This is a genomic window from Bradyrhizobium sp. USDA 3364, from assembly GCF_054056355.1.
This window is the reverse complement of the sequence record NZ_JBSRYG010000002.1, coordinates 4,022,333-4,037,573: the sequence shown is the minus strand read 5'-3', so window position 1 is coordinate 4,037,573 and position 15,241 is coordinate 4,022,333. Positions and strand designations below refer to the sequence as shown.

Annotated in this window: 14 protein-coding genes; 10 read left to right on the top strand and 4 right to left on the bottom strand. The window is 65.3% G+C overall.

The features are described 5' to 3' along the window. Positions 1 to 16 precede the first annotated feature (16 nt). Entirely contained in the window at positions 17 to 1,123 is a 1,107-nt protein-coding gene (locus ACVILL_RS19060) for a glycoside hydrolase family 5 protein (RefSeq protein WP_456730464.1), read from the top strand. A gap of 98 nt (positions 1,124 to 1,221) precedes the next feature. After that, complete coding sequence (locus ACVILL_RS19055) at positions 1,222 to 2,724, top strand: hypothetical protein (protein ID WP_456730463.1); 1,503 nt, start codon at positions 1,222 to 1,224, stop codon at positions 2,722 to 2,724. Between the two features lie 54 nt (positions 2,725 to 2,778). Here the strand turns inward: ACVILL_RS19055 and ACVILL_RS19050 are convergent, their stop codons facing one another. Next, the gene (locus ACVILL_RS19050) at positions 2,779 to 3,378 is read right to left on the bottom strand and encodes a 3-keto-disaccharide hydrolase (RefSeq protein WP_456730462.1); all 600 of its coding nucleotides are present in this window, start codon (positions 3,376 to 3,378) and stop codon (positions 2,779 to 2,781) included. A gap of 219 nt (positions 3,379 to 3,597) precedes the next feature. On the opposite strand from ACVILL_RS19050, the gene ACVILL_RS19045 reads away from it, so the two are divergent. The 3 genes from ACVILL_RS19045 (at position 3,598) to ACVILL_RS19035 (ending at position 4,778) form a co-directional block, all read left to right on the top strand. Next, a complete protein-coding gene (locus ACVILL_RS19045) occupies positions 3,598 to 4,068 on the top strand; it encodes a cupin domain-containing protein (RefSeq protein ID WP_456730461.1) in 471 nt (156 codons plus the stop codon). A 72-nt stretch (positions 4,069 to 4,140) separates the two neighbouring features. After that, complete coding sequence (locus tag ACVILL_RS19040; protein ID WP_456730460.1) at positions 4,141 to 4,380, top strand: DUF2171 domain-containing protein; 240 nt, start codon at positions 4,141 to 4,143, stop codon at positions 4,378 to 4,380. 56 nt (positions 4,381 to 4,436) lie between these two features. After that, positions 4,437 to 4,778: a hypothetical protein gene (locus tag ACVILL_RS19035; RefSeq protein WP_456730459.1), complete on the top strand. Its 342-nt coding sequence runs from the start codon at positions 4,437 to 4,439 to the stop codon at positions 4,776 to 4,778. On the opposite strand, the gene ACVILL_RS19030 is transcribed toward ACVILL_RS19035, so the two are convergent. Further along, on the bottom strand, positions 4,752 to 8,852 hold the full coding sequence (locus ACVILL_RS19030; RefSeq protein ID WP_456730458.1) for a bifunctional diguanylate cyclase/phosphodiesterase: 4,101 nt from the start codon (positions 8,850 to 8,852) through the stop codon (positions 4,752 to 4,754). The genes ACVILL_RS19035 and ACVILL_RS19030 overlap by 27 nt on opposite strands. 403 nt (positions 8,853 to 9,255) lie before the next feature. Here ACVILL_RS19030 and ACVILL_RS19025 point away from each other — a divergent pair, with 403 nt between their 5' ends. From ACVILL_RS19025 to ACVILL_RS19015, 3 genes are read left to right on the top strand one after another with little or no spacing between them, the layout of a single operon-like run. Further along, positions 9,256 to 10,308 (top strand): Ldh family oxidoreductase, encoded by a 1,053-nt coding sequence (locus ACVILL_RS19025; protein ID WP_456730457.1) that lies wholly within the window; start codon positions 9,256 to 9,258, stop codon positions 10,306 to 10,308. Positions 10,309 to 10,332: 24 nt separating this feature from the next. Next, positions 10,333 to 11,697: an LLM class flavin-dependent oxidoreductase gene (locus ACVILL_RS19020; RefSeq protein ID WP_456730456.1), complete on the top strand. Its 1,365-nt coding sequence runs from the start codon at positions 10,333 to 10,335 to the stop codon at positions 11,695 to 11,697. 12 nt (positions 11,698 to 11,709) lie between these two features. After that, the gene (locus ACVILL_RS19015) at positions 11,710 to 12,495 is read left to right on the top strand and encodes a fumarylacetoacetate hydrolase family protein (protein ID WP_456730455.1); all 786 of its coding nucleotides are present in this window, start codon (positions 11,710 to 11,712) and stop codon (positions 12,493 to 12,495) included. Positions 12,496 to 12,717: 222 nt separating this feature from the next. Here ACVILL_RS19015 and ACVILL_RS19010 read toward each other — a convergent pair whose 3' ends face one another. Beyond that, positions 12,718 to 13,638: a LysR family transcriptional regulator gene (locus ACVILL_RS19010; protein ID WP_456730454.1), complete on the bottom strand. Its 921-nt coding sequence runs from the start codon at positions 13,636 to 13,638 to the stop codon at positions 12,718 to 12,720. Between the two features lie 192 nt (positions 13,639 to 13,830). Between ACVILL_RS19010 and ACVILL_RS19005 the strand changes: the two genes are divergently transcribed. Together ACVILL_RS19005 and ACVILL_RS19000 are read left to right on the top strand one after the other, a co-directional pair. Further along, positions 13,831 to 14,178: a hypothetical protein gene (locus tag ACVILL_RS19005; RefSeq protein WP_456730453.1), complete on the top strand. Its 348-nt coding sequence runs from the start codon at positions 13,831 to 13,833 to the stop codon at positions 14,176 to 14,178. A gap of 45 nt (positions 14,179 to 14,223) precedes the next feature. After that, entirely contained in the window at positions 14,224 to 14,721 is a 498-nt protein-coding gene (locus ACVILL_RS19000) for a hypothetical protein (RefSeq protein ID WP_456730452.1), read from the top strand. Here the strand turns inward: ACVILL_RS19000 and ACVILL_RS18995 are convergent. Then, a complete protein-coding gene (locus tag ACVILL_RS18995) occupies positions 14,693 to 15,148 on the bottom strand; it encodes an Lrp/AsnC family transcriptional regulator (protein WP_456730451.1) in 456 nt (151 codons plus the stop codon). The two genes, ACVILL_RS19000 and ACVILL_RS18995, sit on opposite strands and share 29 nt — an antisense overlap. Positions 15,149 to 15,241 lie beyond the last annotated feature (93 nt).

Below are 15,241 nucleotides of genomic sequence, written 5' to 3'. Positions count from 1 at the left end.
GCGAGTTGATCGTCCAATGGCCCGGCTATCGATCCCCGTCATCGTCGCCACCGCCTCCGTTCTGCTGTCCGTCGCCGCACGGGCCTGCCCTGCTCTGATCGAAGGCGTGCCGGCGGACCGGCTAGAGGCGCTGTCGCGCGGCGTCAATGCCGACGGCTGGATCGCCTTTCCGAAATCGGCGCCGCCGCGCAGCCTGCTGCTCGAGCTGCGCAAGGCCGGCCTGACCCACATCCGGCTGCCGGTGCCCGCCGACTTCGTCATGCCGCGCTTCGCCAGCAAAGCGGAGATCGACAGCCGCCTGCAAACCGTCGACGCCGCGCTGAAGACGCTGCTCGGGCTTGGCTATGTGGTGTCGGTTGATCTGCATTCGGGCGAACGTTTCAACCCGCTGCACAAGGACGATCCGCCCAGTGCGATGATCGAAATGAAGAGCGCCTGGACCGGGCTCGCGCGGATCATGCAGCGCTATCCTTCCGATCGCGCCTTCGCGGAGCTCCTGAACGAGCCGGATGTCGACGCCGCGCAATGGCAAAGCGAAGTCCGGGAGTTGGCCGGTTTCATTCGCGGCCTGCTACCGCAGACCACGCTGATCACGGGCCCGGTCAACTGGCAGCGCGCGGATTCGCTGCCGGGCTTCACGCCGCTCGACGATCCGAACGTCGTCTATGCCATCCACTTCTACGATCCGATGGTGTTCACCCATCAGGCGCATTGGGATCCGAACGAACCGCTCCACGACGTCACCGGATTGCCCTACCCGATCCGCGCCGACGATCCGAGGATTCAGGAACTGCGGGAGCGGCTCACGGCGCAGAACCAGCGCAAGGCGCTTGCGATGATCGACCGCGCCATCCCGGACCGCGGCATCGACCAATGGCTCGCTCCCGCGGCCGCCTGGCAGCGGCAATATTCGCGTCCGATCATCATCAATGAGTTCGGCGTGCTCAAGGCCGGCGCACCGCGCGACAGCCGGCTGCGCTGGCTTGCCGGCGTCACGGCCTATGCCCGGCAACAGTGCTGGGGCTGGACTCACTGGGAAATGATGCAGGGTTTTGGCCTGGCCGATGCCGTCACCGGCAGGGCCGACCGTGAAGCGCTCAAGGCGCTGCTCGGAACCCGCTAGCCGATCCGGTTAACCCGTTCTTACACAATGCGCGGCTAGATCGACGATCGATGCGGACACAGCACGCCCGCACGTCCGGTCACTTCAGGTCAGAGCCTGTGCGAGCAGAGACAGCCCCGCGGCCGCTATTGGCCGGCGACCTCGTTCCTGCACTCGGCATTGCCGTGGCATCGATCGCGTTCGCGCCGATCATGCAGGCGGCCAATGCCGGGCTCGCCATCGTCGTCGAAAGCCTGATCGGCTGCGCCATCGTGCTCGCGGCGCCGGCTTATGCGCCATCGATCGCGATCTTCATCATCTTCTTCCAGAACCTCTTCGTCTCGATCCTGTCGTCATACATGACGACCGAGCAGGAGATGGATTTCGTCAAGGGCTACAACTTCCTCGTTTGCGCTGTCATGTGGCTGGTCACGCTGGCGCTGTACGTGCTGCACGAGCGCAGGCATTCTCCCGAGATCGACCGGATCATGAAATGGGGGCTGGTCACCCTCGCAACAGTGACGGCGTATTTCCTGCTCGGCGCCACGCAGGACTCGCACGCAGCCCTCGTCTATCTGCGCAACATTGCGTTGCCATTGTTTCTGTTCCAGCTGTCGCTGCTGACGGCTGCGACCTTCGAAATCCGCGTCACGCCGTTCCTGCTGACGGTTGCCGCGCTGCTGATCGTCTGCGGATATGTCGAATTGTTGTTCCGCGACTTCTGGCTCGACATCACCAACGGCTACACGTTCTGGCACTTCGACGAGCTCAAGGCGAGCCGCTCCGGGGCCTGGGAAGCCGAGATGCGCGCCACCGGCAACGTCCCGGTCGATCTGATCGATCGCTTCCGATTCAGCTTTCTCAACAGCCCGCTGTTCGAGGATCTCGGCCTGTCGAAGATGCTGCGCATCTTCGGACCGAACATGAGCCCGATCAGCTTCGGTTACGGGATCGCCTTTTCGATCTTGTTCCTGTTCGCGGTCGGATATCGCTGGCTGGCGCTGGCCGCGATCCCGCTTTTGATCTGCTGCAGCGTGAAGGGCGCGCTCATCCTGGTGATCTTCGTGGCCCTGGCCTGGACCGCAACCTGGCTGTTCGGCGCGACCGTCACGCTTGCCGTCGCGCTGGCCGGGCTCGTGGTGTACGCCATCGCGGCAATCTATATCGGGCTCCAGATCGGCGATTTCCACGTGATCGGCTTCATGGGCGGCTGGAACGGATTCCTGCAGAACCCGGTCGGCCGCGGCCTTGGCGTCGGCGGCAATCTCTCCGAAGGCTACTTCTCGATCGACTGGAACGCCGCGCAGGCGGCCGGCACCATCGACGGCGCCGTGGAGAGCGCGGTCGGCGTGCTGCTCTACCAGATGGGGATCGGCTCGCTGGTGCCGCTCGGCTTCTTCTTTGCGATGGCGCTGAAGGCCTGGCGCCTTTACGCCGCTTCCGGAATTCTCACCCAGGGACTCGCCGCGTTCGGCACGATGGTCGTGCTGGTGAACGGCATCTTCCAGGAAGAGGCGCTGTTTGCGCCGCCGGCGCTCGGGCTGTTGCTTTGCCTGACCGGGCTCGTGATCGGCCATCATTTGCGCACGCAGGGCGACGATCGAGCTGCCCCCGCGCGATAGCGCGCAAGATGAAGCCCGGCCGCGTCGCGACCGGGCCGCGTTCAACCTGCGCCGTCAGAGCGGCTTGATCTGCACCTTGCGGAACTTGACCACGCCCGAACCATACTGGAGCGCGATGTAGCCGCTGGCGTGCTTGGTGTCCTGGGCGTCGGCAGTCTTCTGGCCGTTCAACGTCACGACGAAATGCGGCCCCTTTGCCGTGATCTCGTAGACGTTCCACTTGCCGGCCGCCTTCGGCATCGGATCGACCTTGGCGACGTCGACGATCGCGCCGGTGCCGTAGGTCGGGTCCGGCCGCTTGTCGAAGATGTTGACCTCGTAGCAAACCTTGCCGTCGATCGTCTTGTTGGTGTCGCAGCGAATGAAGATTCCGCTGTTGGCCTCCTCGTCGGTCCAGAACTCGGCCCGGATCTGGAAGTCCTTGTATTGGGTCTTGCTGACCAGATAGGCGAGATCCTTGCCGTCGAGCTTGTCGGCGACCAGCGCGCCGTCCTTCATGGCCCAATTGGCCTTGCCGACCTCGTCCCAGTCGCCCTTCTTGGAGCTGTCGAGCAGCGTGACCCAGCCGTCGTCACCCGATGCGGTGGTGGAAAATTGCAGCGCGGCCGCACCGATCACAAGTCCCGCCGCCAGTATCGACAGATGCTTCTTCAAGGTTATCCTCCCGTCTTTTGGTTGGCGCGCAACCTATCATCGTCTGCAGCGGCGTAAATGCTTTTTCATATTGCAACTGCGTTGTGTCACGAACCCTTGTCGCAATCTTGAGGTCAGACATGCGTGGACGCGTCTTGCCCGGCGGAAGCAGGAGCGATTAGCATCATGCGACATACGGGCACAGCAGTTGCCCGAACGAACCGGTCTGGGAGCATAGCGATGACGGCGTCGAAGCGATCCCGGCGATACCTGATGTTGCCGCTGGCATTTGCCGGCATGCTGAGCGTCAGCTCCGCGGCCGAGCTCAATCCGGCTGCCGTCACCTACAAGCTGCCGGACCAGATTCCCTGGAGCCCGGTCGACGCGCGCGGCGCACAGAATGCCGTCGTGGTCGGCGATCCCTCGAAGCCCGGCTTCTACATGGTCTACACCAAATGGACCAAGGGCAATCACTTCAGTCGTCCGCACTTCCATCCCAACGACCGCTATATCGTCGTGCTCAAGGGCACCTGGTGGGTCGGCTCGGGTCCGAAGTTCGATCCCGATCACGGCGCCGTGGCGATGCCGGCCGGCAGCTTCGTCACCCATTTCGGCAAGCAGGTGCATTGGGACGGCGCCAAGGACGAGGAAGCCGTGCTGCTGATCATGGGCGAAGGTCCCGCCACCGCGACCGAGGTGGAGCAGAAGTAGCCGGAAGCCGATAGCAACCTTCGTATCCGCGCGGCGTTTCATCTCCTCATCATCATGACGAGGAGAAAGCGCATGGCGAAAGCCGCCGACATTCGGGAACATATGGATGTGATTTCGTCCGACAAGAAAACGGTCGGCAAGGTCGACCACATGGAAGGCACCGACAAGATCAAGCTGACCAAGCAAAGCTCGCCGGACGGCCAGCATCATCATTTCATTCCGCTGTCCTGGGTCGACCACGTCGACCAGCACGTGCACCTCAACAAGTCGGGCTCCGACGTCACGGCACATTGGCAGCACGGCCGCCAATAGCCGCATTGCACGGGGTCGGCGCGATGCTATCATCGTGGCCCGAGGAAGGGCTTTCGATGCATCCCGCCACCAAGCTGCAATTTGCCCGCATCGCCGACGAGTTCGCGCGCTGGCGCGCCATCCCCGAGCCGGAACGGCCGCCGGCACCGGCGTGGTGGTGGGGACCCGCATTCGAGCTACGCGAGGCCGCCGAGCCGCTGCCGTTCACTCTGAGCCACAAGCTCCGCCTGCCCGACGGCGCGAGCTTCGCCGAAGGCGCCCGCGTGCTGCGCCAGACACTGGCCGGCCAGGACATCCTGCCATGGCCTTACGATTTCTCGCGCAAGGTCGCATCGACCGATTCCGACGTCCGCGACCTGCCGGTGCAGCCGTCAGACGACAGCGCGTTTCCGCCCTAGATCCGGCTCGGCCTCGCCGATTGCCTCTTCCTCCAGCGACGGCTGCAACGGAGGCGAATTCGACGCCATCAACAATTCGGCGAGATCGCGCGGCGGCAGCGGCCGGCTGAACAGGAAGCCCTGCATCTCGTCGCAGGCATGCGTGCGCAGGAACTCCTGCTGCTCCGAGGTTTCGACGCCTTCGGCAACGATGGTCATGCCGAGCGCCTTGCCCATGCTGATGATCGCCTGCGCGATCGCGACGTCCTCGGAATCATTGGGCAGATCGCGCACAAAGGAGCGATCGATCTTGATGGTGTCGATCGGGAACTGCTTCATCAGCGACATCGACGAATAGCCGGTGCCGAAATCGTCGATCGCGAGCCGGATGCCGCGGTTCTGGATCGCATCGAGCACGCGGACCGCGCGCGTCACGTTGCGCATCACCATGCTTTCGGTAACCTCGAGCTGCAGCAGCGCCGGCGACATGCCGCTCTCCTCCAGCGCCTCGTCGATGTCGTCGAGCAGGTTCGGATCGCCGAACTGCCGCGGCGAGAGGTTGACCGCCATGGTCACGGCCTTGAGGCCGCGGCGCTGCCACATCATGTTCTGCGCGCAGGCTTCCTTCAGCACCCAGCGGCCGATCGGTACGATCAGGCCGATTTCCTCGGCGAGCGGAATGAACTGCCCCGGCGAGACCTTGCCGAGCTCGGGATGGGTCCAGCGCAGCAGCGCCTCGACGCCGCTGATCTGCCCGCTCGCCATGTCGACCTTGGGCTGATAGTCGAGCGAGAACTGCTCGCGTTCGAGCGCGCGGCGCAGCGCGCTCTCCATCGTCAGGCGCTCGATCGACTGCGCCCGGACCTCGTTGGAGAAGAAGCGGAAGCCGTTCTTGCCGTCTTCCTTGGCGAGATACATCGCCATGTCGGCATTCTTGGTCAGCGTCTGCACATCGGAACCGTCGGCGGGATACACCGCGATGCCGATCGACGCCGTGGTGTGGCACTCGTGCCCGCTGAGTTGCATCGGCCGGCTGAGCGAGACCAGGAGATCGCCGGCAATGCGCTCGACGTCGCCGCGTTCGGCGGTTTCCTCCAGGATGACCACGAACTCGTCGCCGCCGAGCCGCGCCACCACGTCGCTCGCGCGCAACGAACCGCGCAGCCGCTCGGCGATCGCCACCAGCAGCATGTCTCCGGCGTCGTGGCCGAGCGAGTCGTTGATCACCTTGAAGCGGTCGAGATCGATGAACAGCACCGCGAGCTGCCGGCGATGGCGGTCCGCCGCCGAGATCGCGTGACGCAGCATCTCGTTGAAGGTTTCGCGGTTCGGCAGGTTGGTCAGGCTGTCATGCGAGGCAAGATATTCGATCCGCTCGTCGGCCTTGTGCTTTTCGTCGGCGCGATCGAAGCTCTCGAGCGCGAAGGCCAGATTGTCGGCCAGCCGCTGCAACAGCTCGGCGAACTCCGGCGTGAAAGTGTCCTTCTCGGTCGCGACGAAGATCATGACGCCGACGACCTGCCCGCTGACGATCAGCGGGAACGAGGCGCCGGACTGCGTGCCGTCGAGGCGCGCCCGCTCATGGAAAGCGACAGTCTCGCTGTCGGCAAAATAGTCGTTGATGATGCAGGCCTTGCCGGAGCGGAACGCCCGGCCGCAGGCGCCGCGCCCCTCGGGATGCGCCTCGCTGACCGAGAGCGTCACCTGGCTCGCGCCATCTGCCGCCGGGCCCGCGATCGCAACGATCCGGAGATAGTCGCTGCCGTCCTGTGCCATCGCGATGGTGGTCGAGGTGAACTTGCCCCCGGTCGCCGCCGCCTCGCAGACCAGTTGATACAATTCGGCGCGGGACTTCGCCCGCATGATCGCCTCATTGGTCGCGCTCAGCGCAGCGAACATCCGCGACAACCGTTCCTTCTGCTGATCGGCCCGCGCCTTCTCGTCGGCGCGGTCGAAATTGGCGAGCGCAAACGACACGTTCTCGGCGAGCCGCTGCAACAGCGCCATCATCTCCGGGCTGAAGGTGCCGAATTCGCTGGAGAGGAACACCAGCGCGCCGATCGCCTCGCCGTTCTTGAGCAGCGGCAGCGCCGCGCCGGACTTGCTGCCGCTGTCGCGGACCACCGGGTAGACATGCGATTCAGGCCCGAAGTCGCTGAGATAGTCATTGCTGATGCAGGGCCTGCGGGTGCGGATCGCAACGCCGGTCAGGGTCTGGCCTTCCGGACGCGTCGCGTCGGCCGACAGCTGGACTTCCCTTGCCCGCACCCGGTCGGGACCCGAGGCCGCCACATTGTCCAGGAAGATCTCGCCCGGGCGTACCAGCCTGATCGTGGCCGAGATGAACTGGCCGCCGACCGCCGCCGCATCGCAGACCAGATCGAACATCTCGCTGCGGGATTTCGCCCGCATGATCGCCTCGTTGGTCGCGCTCAGCGCAGCGAACATCCGCCGCAGCCGTTCCTTCTGCTCCTCGGTCCGCGCCTTCTCGTCGGCGCGATCGAAGCTGCCGAGCGCGTAGGAGACGTTGTCGGCGAGCCGCTGCAGCAGCTCGGCGAATTCGGCCGAGAAGGTGTTGCGCTTGGCGGAGATGAACAGCATCACGCCGACCGGCTCGTCGTCGACGATCAACGGAAATGCCGCGCCGGACCGCGCATGCTCGCGGTCGATGACTTCGCGGAACGGGTTGTTGGCGACGTCGCTCAGAAAATCGTTGTTGATGCAGGCACGCCGGGACCGGAACGCCCGGCCGCAGACGCCGCGCCCCTCGGCCCGCGCCTCGCTGCGCGAGACGTTGAGGCGGCGCGCATTCTCCGCGGTCGGCCCCGCGACCGCCATCATCTCCAGGAAGTCGTCGCCGGGCTTGGAGATCAGGATGCTGGTGGAATTGAACCCGCCGCCATGCGCCGCCGCGGCGCAGACCAGCTCGAACATTTCGAGCCGCGACCGCGCACGCATGATCGCCTCGTTGGTCGCGCTCAGCGCCGCGAACATCCGCGACAGCCGCTCGCGCTCGGCGTCGGCCTTGGCCTTCTCGGTGGCGCGGCCGAAATTGTCGAGCGCAACCGAGACGTTCTCGGCGATCCCCGCGAGCAGCGCGATGATCTCCTCGTCGTGCGCCCAGGAATTGCCGGTGAAGAAGATCAGGACGCCGATGCTCTTGCCGAACCGGGTGAGCGGCAGCGCGACGCAGGCCATCAGGCCGCTGCCGCGCGCTTGCGGTGGGTCCGCCGCGGTCGGGATATCGTGCTCGACGCAGGGCCGCTGGGTCCGAAACGCCTCGCCGCAGATGCCTTTGCCGTAGACATTGTCCGGGTCGGTCGAAAACCGCGTCTGGGTGATCAGGTCGAGCGCCTCGCCGGTACCGGCGACGGGCTCGAGCCAGGGCGTGTCGGGTTCCGCCAGCAGCACCACCGTGGCGAAGGATTTTCCGCTGAACACCGCGGCATCGCAGACCCGCTGATAGAGATCATGCTCGGTCTTGGCGCGGAGGATGGCCTCGTTGGTCGCGCTGATGGCGCCGAACATGCGGTTGAGCCGGCGCATCGCCTGCTCGCCGCTCTTGCGCGACGCCTCGTGGTCGAAATTGTCGAGCGCAAAGGACACGTTCGCGGCCATGCGCTCCAGCAGCGAGACGACCCCCTCGCCGAGCGAGTCGACCTCGCGCTGCGTCACCATGAAGACGCCGACGCTGCGCCGGTTGCAGACCAGCGGCAGCGCCGCCGCCGCGCCCACGCCGGCCGCCGCGGCACCGCTGCGCCAGGCCGCGGAGCGGGCGTCGTTGACATAGTCGTTGCTGACGCAGGCGTTCTGATCGCGGAACGCCTGCCCGGCGACGCCCTCGCCCTCCGGCGTGTCGGCGAGCGCGGAAATGGTGATGCTGCGCAGCCGCGCGACGTCGTCGCCGTAGCCAGCCGCGAACTTCAAGAGACCGGTACCCGGCTCCAGCAAAAACACGGTCGCGGCCAGGAAGCTTCCGCTCGAGAACGCGGCTTCGCAGACCTTTCCATACAATTCTTCCGGTGATTTCGCGTACAGGATCGCTTCGTTGGTGGCACTCAACGCCGCGAATGTACGCCCGATGCTCGACTGCACGATTCCTGAAGGCCCCCGGGGCCAACCCCTTCCATCTCGCCCGGGACATTGCTCGCGAGAGGCCTAAATGGTGGTTAGCGTATCCGCCAAGTTGCGCGACAAAGTAAACGGCTGACGAATGTGGAAGCCCGTTTTCCGGGGTATTACGGGCGCTGGTGTGCCAGCCTGAGCCGCGGGAGCGCAGGGCGCGGACTGCCGCCCTGCCTGCTCCGCCGGAGCCGCCAAATTCCGCATCGCGACCTCCCCCGTTCCACTCGGTGAAAACATGGCCGCCAGCACCCTGCTTGCGGTATGGCCGACCGGATTTTCTGCGCTTGCTCGTCCCTCTGCGCTTTGAGAGCATGAGGCCGACAACAGCAAGCAAGACCCGCGCATCATGCGGGCGGACCGCGAGGAAAATCCCATGCCGATCGTCCAGGCCGACCGTCTCACACGCATCGGCGCGGCGCTCCTGCGGGGCGCCGGCGCATCGGAGGAGGAGGCCAACGCGGTCGCCCATGGCTGCGTCAATGCCAACCTCGCCGGCCACGACTCCCACGGCGTGATCGCGATCCCGACCTATATCGACCGCGTCAAGGCCGGCCACATCGTGCCCGGCGCGAAGTGGACCATCGTGCAGGAGACGCCGACCACGACCGTGATCGACGGTCATTGGGGGTTCGGCTTCCACGTCAACGCCAAGGCGATGGAGATGACCATCAACAAGGCGAAGACCGCAAATGTCGCGGCCTGCACCGTGTTCCGGCAGAGCCATGTCGGGCGGCTCGCGCACTACCCGATGATGGCGATGCGCGAGGGCATGATCGGGATCGCGGCCGCCGATTCCGGCCGCTCGCCGAAGCATGTCGCGCCGTTCGGCGGCCGCGAGGCCCGGCTCGGCACCAACCCGATCTCGATCGCGGTGCCCTCCGATCTCGAGGCGCCGTTCTATCTTGACATGGCGACCTCGGCGGTCGCGGCCGGCAAGATCCAGCTCGCGGTGGCGCGCGGCGAGAGCATCCCGAAGGGCTGGATCATCGATGCCGAGGGGCGCGACACCACCGACCCGAAGGACTACCGCAAGGGCGGCGCGCTGCTGCCGCTCGGCGGCAGCGAAGGCTACAAAGGCTCGGGCCTCGCCGCGATGGTCGAGGTGCTGTGCGGCCTCCTGACCGGCCTCGGCTTCGGCGTCGAGCCGACCGGCCGCCACAACGACGGCTGCTTCATGGCGGTGTTCAACGTCGCCGCGTTCCGCCCGCTCAAGGATTTCAAGAAGGAGGTCGCCGACTTTGCGCGCTATCTGAAATCGACGCCGCCGTCGGAAGGCAGCCGCGGCGTGTTCTATCCGGGCGAAGTCGAACATCTGCGCGAGCAGCAGCGGCGCAGGGACGGCATCGAGATCGAGGATGCGACCTGGGACAAGCTCAAGGCGCTCGCCACAGACTACAAGCTCGCCCACGAACTCAACCTGCGCTGACAGATCCGGACACGGGAGAACGACATGACACGGCAAATGGCGCTGGTTGGCTTTTTGCAGGCGCAGAACTGCACCAACCTGCCGGGCTCCTGGCGCCACCCGGAGTCGCGCGACGACTCGATGTCGGCGGACTATTACCAGGAGATCGCGCGCATTCTCGAGCGCGGCAAGTTCCACATGGCGTTCTTCGACGATCGCCTCGCGATGCCCGATCGCTACGGCAACGATCACGCCCACACCGTCGAATACGGCATTCGCTGCGTGAAGATGGACCCGATCGTGGTGCTGACCACGATGGGAATGGTCACCACGAAGCTCGGTCTCGCTTCCACCGCCTCCACCACCTATTTCGAGCCGTTCGACGTCGCCCGCCGCTTCGCCACGCTCGATTTGATGACGGGCGGCCGCGCGGCGTGGAACGTGGTGACGTCGGTCAATGACGGCGAAGCGCTCAACATGGGCCGCGAGCAGCATCTCGAGCACGATCACCGCTATGACCGCGCCGACGAGTTCATGGAGGTGGTGCTCGGCCACTGGGACGCCTGGGAAGACGGCTCGCTGGTGATCGACAAGACGAGCGGCCGCTTCGCCGATCCGACCAAGGTGAAGCGGCTCGATCACAAGGGCGCGTTCTTCACCTCGCGCGGCCCGTTCACGGTGCCGCGCTCGGCGCAGGGCCATCCCGTCGTGATCCAGGCCGGCGCCTCCGGCCGTGGCCAGCGCTTTGCCGGACGCTGGGGCGAGGTGATCTTCACCGCGGCGCGCAACCTCGCCAATGCCAAGCAGGGCTATGACGCGATCCGCGGTGAGGCCGCCAAGGCCGGGCGCGATCCGGATCAGATGTTCCTCTGCAATCTGATCACGCCGGTGACCGGCGCGACCAAGGCTGAGGCCGAGGACCGGATGGCGGTGATCCAGAAGCTGCCGCTCGAGATCGACGCGCTGTCGCTGCTTGCCGAAGGCCTCAACTTCGATTTCGGCGCCAAGGGGATCGACGAGCCGCTGACCACGGAGGAGTTGCAGGGCATGCAGGGCATGCTCGGCATCCGCGACGGCGTGCTGCGCACCTCCGGCAAGACCAATCCCTCGACCCGCGACTTCATCACCTTCTCCGGCCGCGGCCAGGTGCAGGACGCGATGGTCGGCGGCCCGAAGGAGATCGCCGACCGGCTGGAGGAAATGTTCACCGGCCGCGGCTGCGACGGCTTCGTGGTCGCGGCGAGTTACGTGCCGGGCTCCTATGCCGACTTCGTCGACCATGTGGTGCCCGAGTTGCAGAAGCGCGGCCTGTTTCACAAGGACTACGCGGGCACGACGCTGCGCGAAAATCTCGGGCTGAAACGTCCCGCCGCGGGCGCCTGGAAGACCCGCGCGCAGGCCGCGGAATAGAGGGGCATCATCATGCGCTGGCTGAAATTCACCGCCGCCGATACGACGTCTTGGGGCCTCGTCGAGGGCGACACCGTCACGACAGTCAACGGCGATCCGTTCGGCGAATGGAGCAAGACGTCGAAGACCCACGCGCTGAAGGACGTCAGGATCGAGCTGCCGCTGATCCCGCGCACCTTCTACTGCGTCGGGCTGAACTATCTGAAGCACCTCAAGGAAGCCGCCGACAAGGCCGGCACGGTGCCGAACGTTCCGGATCGTCCCGAGATCGGCTACCGCGCGCAGAACGCGCTGATCGCCCATGACGAGGATGTCGTGATCCCGGCAAGCGCGACCGAGAAGATCCATTACGAGGGCGAGCTCGTCGTCGTGATCGGCAAGACAGCCAAGCACCTCACCGAAGCCAACGCGATGGACTGCGTGTTCGGCTACACCATCGGCAACGACGTCTCCGAACGCAACTGGCAGAAGGCCGACCGCGGGCTGTGGCGATCCAAGAACGCCGACACCTTCAAACCGATGGGCCCGTGGATCGAGACCGACGTCGATCTCGACCGCATGGAGACCGCGATCCGCGTCAACGGCAAGGAAACCGGCCGCTTCCGCACCAACGAGATGATCTTCGGTATCGTCCCGTTCCTCGTCGAGCTGAGCAAATACTTCACGCTGTCGCCCGGCGACGTGATCTGGATGGGCACCGACGGCGCCTCGCCGGATTTGAAGGACGGCGACGTGGTGGAGATCGACATCACCGGCATCGGAACATTGCGCAACAGGTTCGTGAGGGAGAGGGTGTGAGGGCTGGCGGCTCGACGCTGTCGTCAACGCCCGCGCCTCATTCTCGATGTCGTCCCGGCGAAAGCCGGGACCCATACGCCGCGGCGAGTATTGTTGAAGGGACTCGCCGTTCCGACATCGCGCACCAATAACCTTTGGTGGTTATGGGTCCCGGCCTTCGCCGGGACGACACTGAAACTTATTGAGGCATCGGGGTCATACATCCAGCGCAGACCGGATGGCTCAAACTAGCGCCCCCGGTCTCCGCTTCACGTGATCGATGAAGGCGCGCAGCTTCGGCATGATCTGGCGGTGGCCGGGATAGTAGAGAAACACGCCCGGCGTCGTCGACGCGAATGCATCGAGCACACGGACGAGCTTCTTCTCCTTCACGGCGCCTGAAATCAGCGGCGCGGGCACTTGCGCCAGTCCGACGCCTTCGAGCGCCGCGCCAACCAGCGTCGGGAAGTCATGGCCGATGAAGGATCCCGACACAGCAAGCTCGATCGAACGGCCGCTGTCGTTCAGCGACCACGGCGCGAGCCCGCCGTTCGATCGCCGCAGCCGCAGGCAGGCGTGATCGCGCAAATCGTCCGGGCGTTTGGGCCGGCCGCGGCGCGCGAGATAGTCCGGGCTGCCGACGATGGCGAACGGGAACGGCTTGGTCAGGCGAACCGCGACCATGTCCGGGTTGATGAACTGGCCCATCCTGATGCCGGCATCGAAGCCTCCGGCGGCGAGGTCGACCAGCTCCTCGCTGGCGGCGAGTTCGACCTCGATCTCGGGATAGGCCTTGCAGAATGAGGCGATCAGCGGCTCCAGCAGGATCGGCACCACCGAGCGCGGCACGGTGAGCCGCAACAGCCCGGCAGGCTTCTGCCCGAGCTCGCGCGCGGCGCCGCTCGCCGCAACCAGCTCCTCGAACGCAGGCCTTGCGCGCGCCAGGAATCGTTCGCCCGCCTCTGTCAGGCCGACGCTGCGGGTGGTGCGGATGAACAGCACGGCGCCGAGGCGCGCCTCGAGCGCGCGGACCGCCTGGCTGATCGCCGATGGCGTGACGGCGAGCTCGGTCGCCGCGCGGCGAAAGCTGCGGTGCTGGGCGACGCTGAGGAACGCCTCCACGCCGTCGAGCGCGCCCTGCCGGACTGTGAAGTTCTGCTTCATGGCCTGTCAACATTATCGCGAATAGTCGCCCACGGAAAGCCGCCCTAGATCGGACCCGCAAGCAGCCGCACCGCAACGCGCGCTGCTCCATGCGACATCACGACAGCAGTCGTGAACGGAGACATGCGACCGATGAAAGCAATCCGTCACACCCTCCTGGCTCTCACCCTCACATCGACAGGCTTAACCACCATGACCACTCCATCCCCTGCCCAGACCCAGGCACAAGCCCCCTCCACCATCACCACCGGCGTGATGGTCATCCTGACCGTCAAGCCGGGCGTCACCCGCGAACAGGTGATGGCCGTGATGCCCGACGAAATCCGCCAGACCGTGCAGCTCTATCTCAATGGCAAGGTTCGCGAATGGTATTCGCGGTCCGACGGGCGCGGCGTCGTCTTCCTGCTCGATGCCAAGGACACCGCCGAGGCGCATGCGATCATGGAAGGCCTGCCGCTGTCCAAGCTTGACATCATGGACCACGAGTACATCGCGGTCGGCCCGCTGCTGCCGCTCCGTCTGCTCGTCGCCAGGCCTTGAACGCAAGCCGACTGAACCGGTCGACAACCACAAGGGAATCCGCCGATGCCCCCTGGCTTCAACCTGCCATTCGTTCTCAGCGTCGTCGGCGCATTCCTGACGAGTGCTGTCGTGGCCGTCATCTACATCTGGCCCGCGCTCCGCGCGATGCCACGTGACAACGCGCTAAGACTGCTCGCAGCGTTCCATGCGTTCAGATTCTTGGGGATGAACTTCATGGTCGCCGGGTTCGTGTCGCCGCAGCTGAGCACGACCTTCGCAGCCGAGGTCGGTTGGGGCGATCTCGCTGCCGCCGCTCTCGCGCTCGTTGCGATGGCGGCACTCTCCTGGCGCTGGTCGATCGCGATCCCGCTGGTCTGGATTTTCAATGTCTGGGGCACGCTGGATCTGCTCAATGCCTATTACAACGGCGTGAAGATCGGCGATCCCGGCCTGTTCGGCGCCGGCATCTACATTCCGGCGCTCTATGTGCCGCTGCTGCTGGTCAGCCACGTCATGGTGTTCATGCTGCTGACTAAAACGGCAGCGCCACGCCGGTCTTGATCTCCTTCAGGATCACATTGGTGCGGACGTGGCGGATGCCGGGAATGCGGAACATGAATTCGTCGAGGAATTTGTTGTAGGCGTCCATGTCGCGCACCACGACGCGGAGGTGATAGTCGGCATCGCCCGTGGTCGCGAAGCATTCCAGCACCTCGCGCCGCTGCATCACCCGCGCGACGAACTCGTCGACGAATTTGACGTCGTGCCGCTCGAGCGAGACGTGCAGGATCGCCGAGGTCGCAAAGCCGGCACGCCCGCGCGCGACCAGCGCCGAATAGCCCGAGATGACACCGGACTCTTCCAGTGCGCGGACCCGGCGCCAGCACGCCGAGGTCGACATGCCGACGGTGTCGGCAAGCTGCTGGTTGGTGGCGCGGCCATCCTTTTGCAGTTCGGCGAGAATTCGCTCGTCTTGCTCTTCGACCATCGCCACGCTCCATTTCGGTATATCTTACCAAAATGAGGCGTCTGGGACAATATCCTACCGAATATGGTCTCCGGGAGGAACAGATAGGTAAGA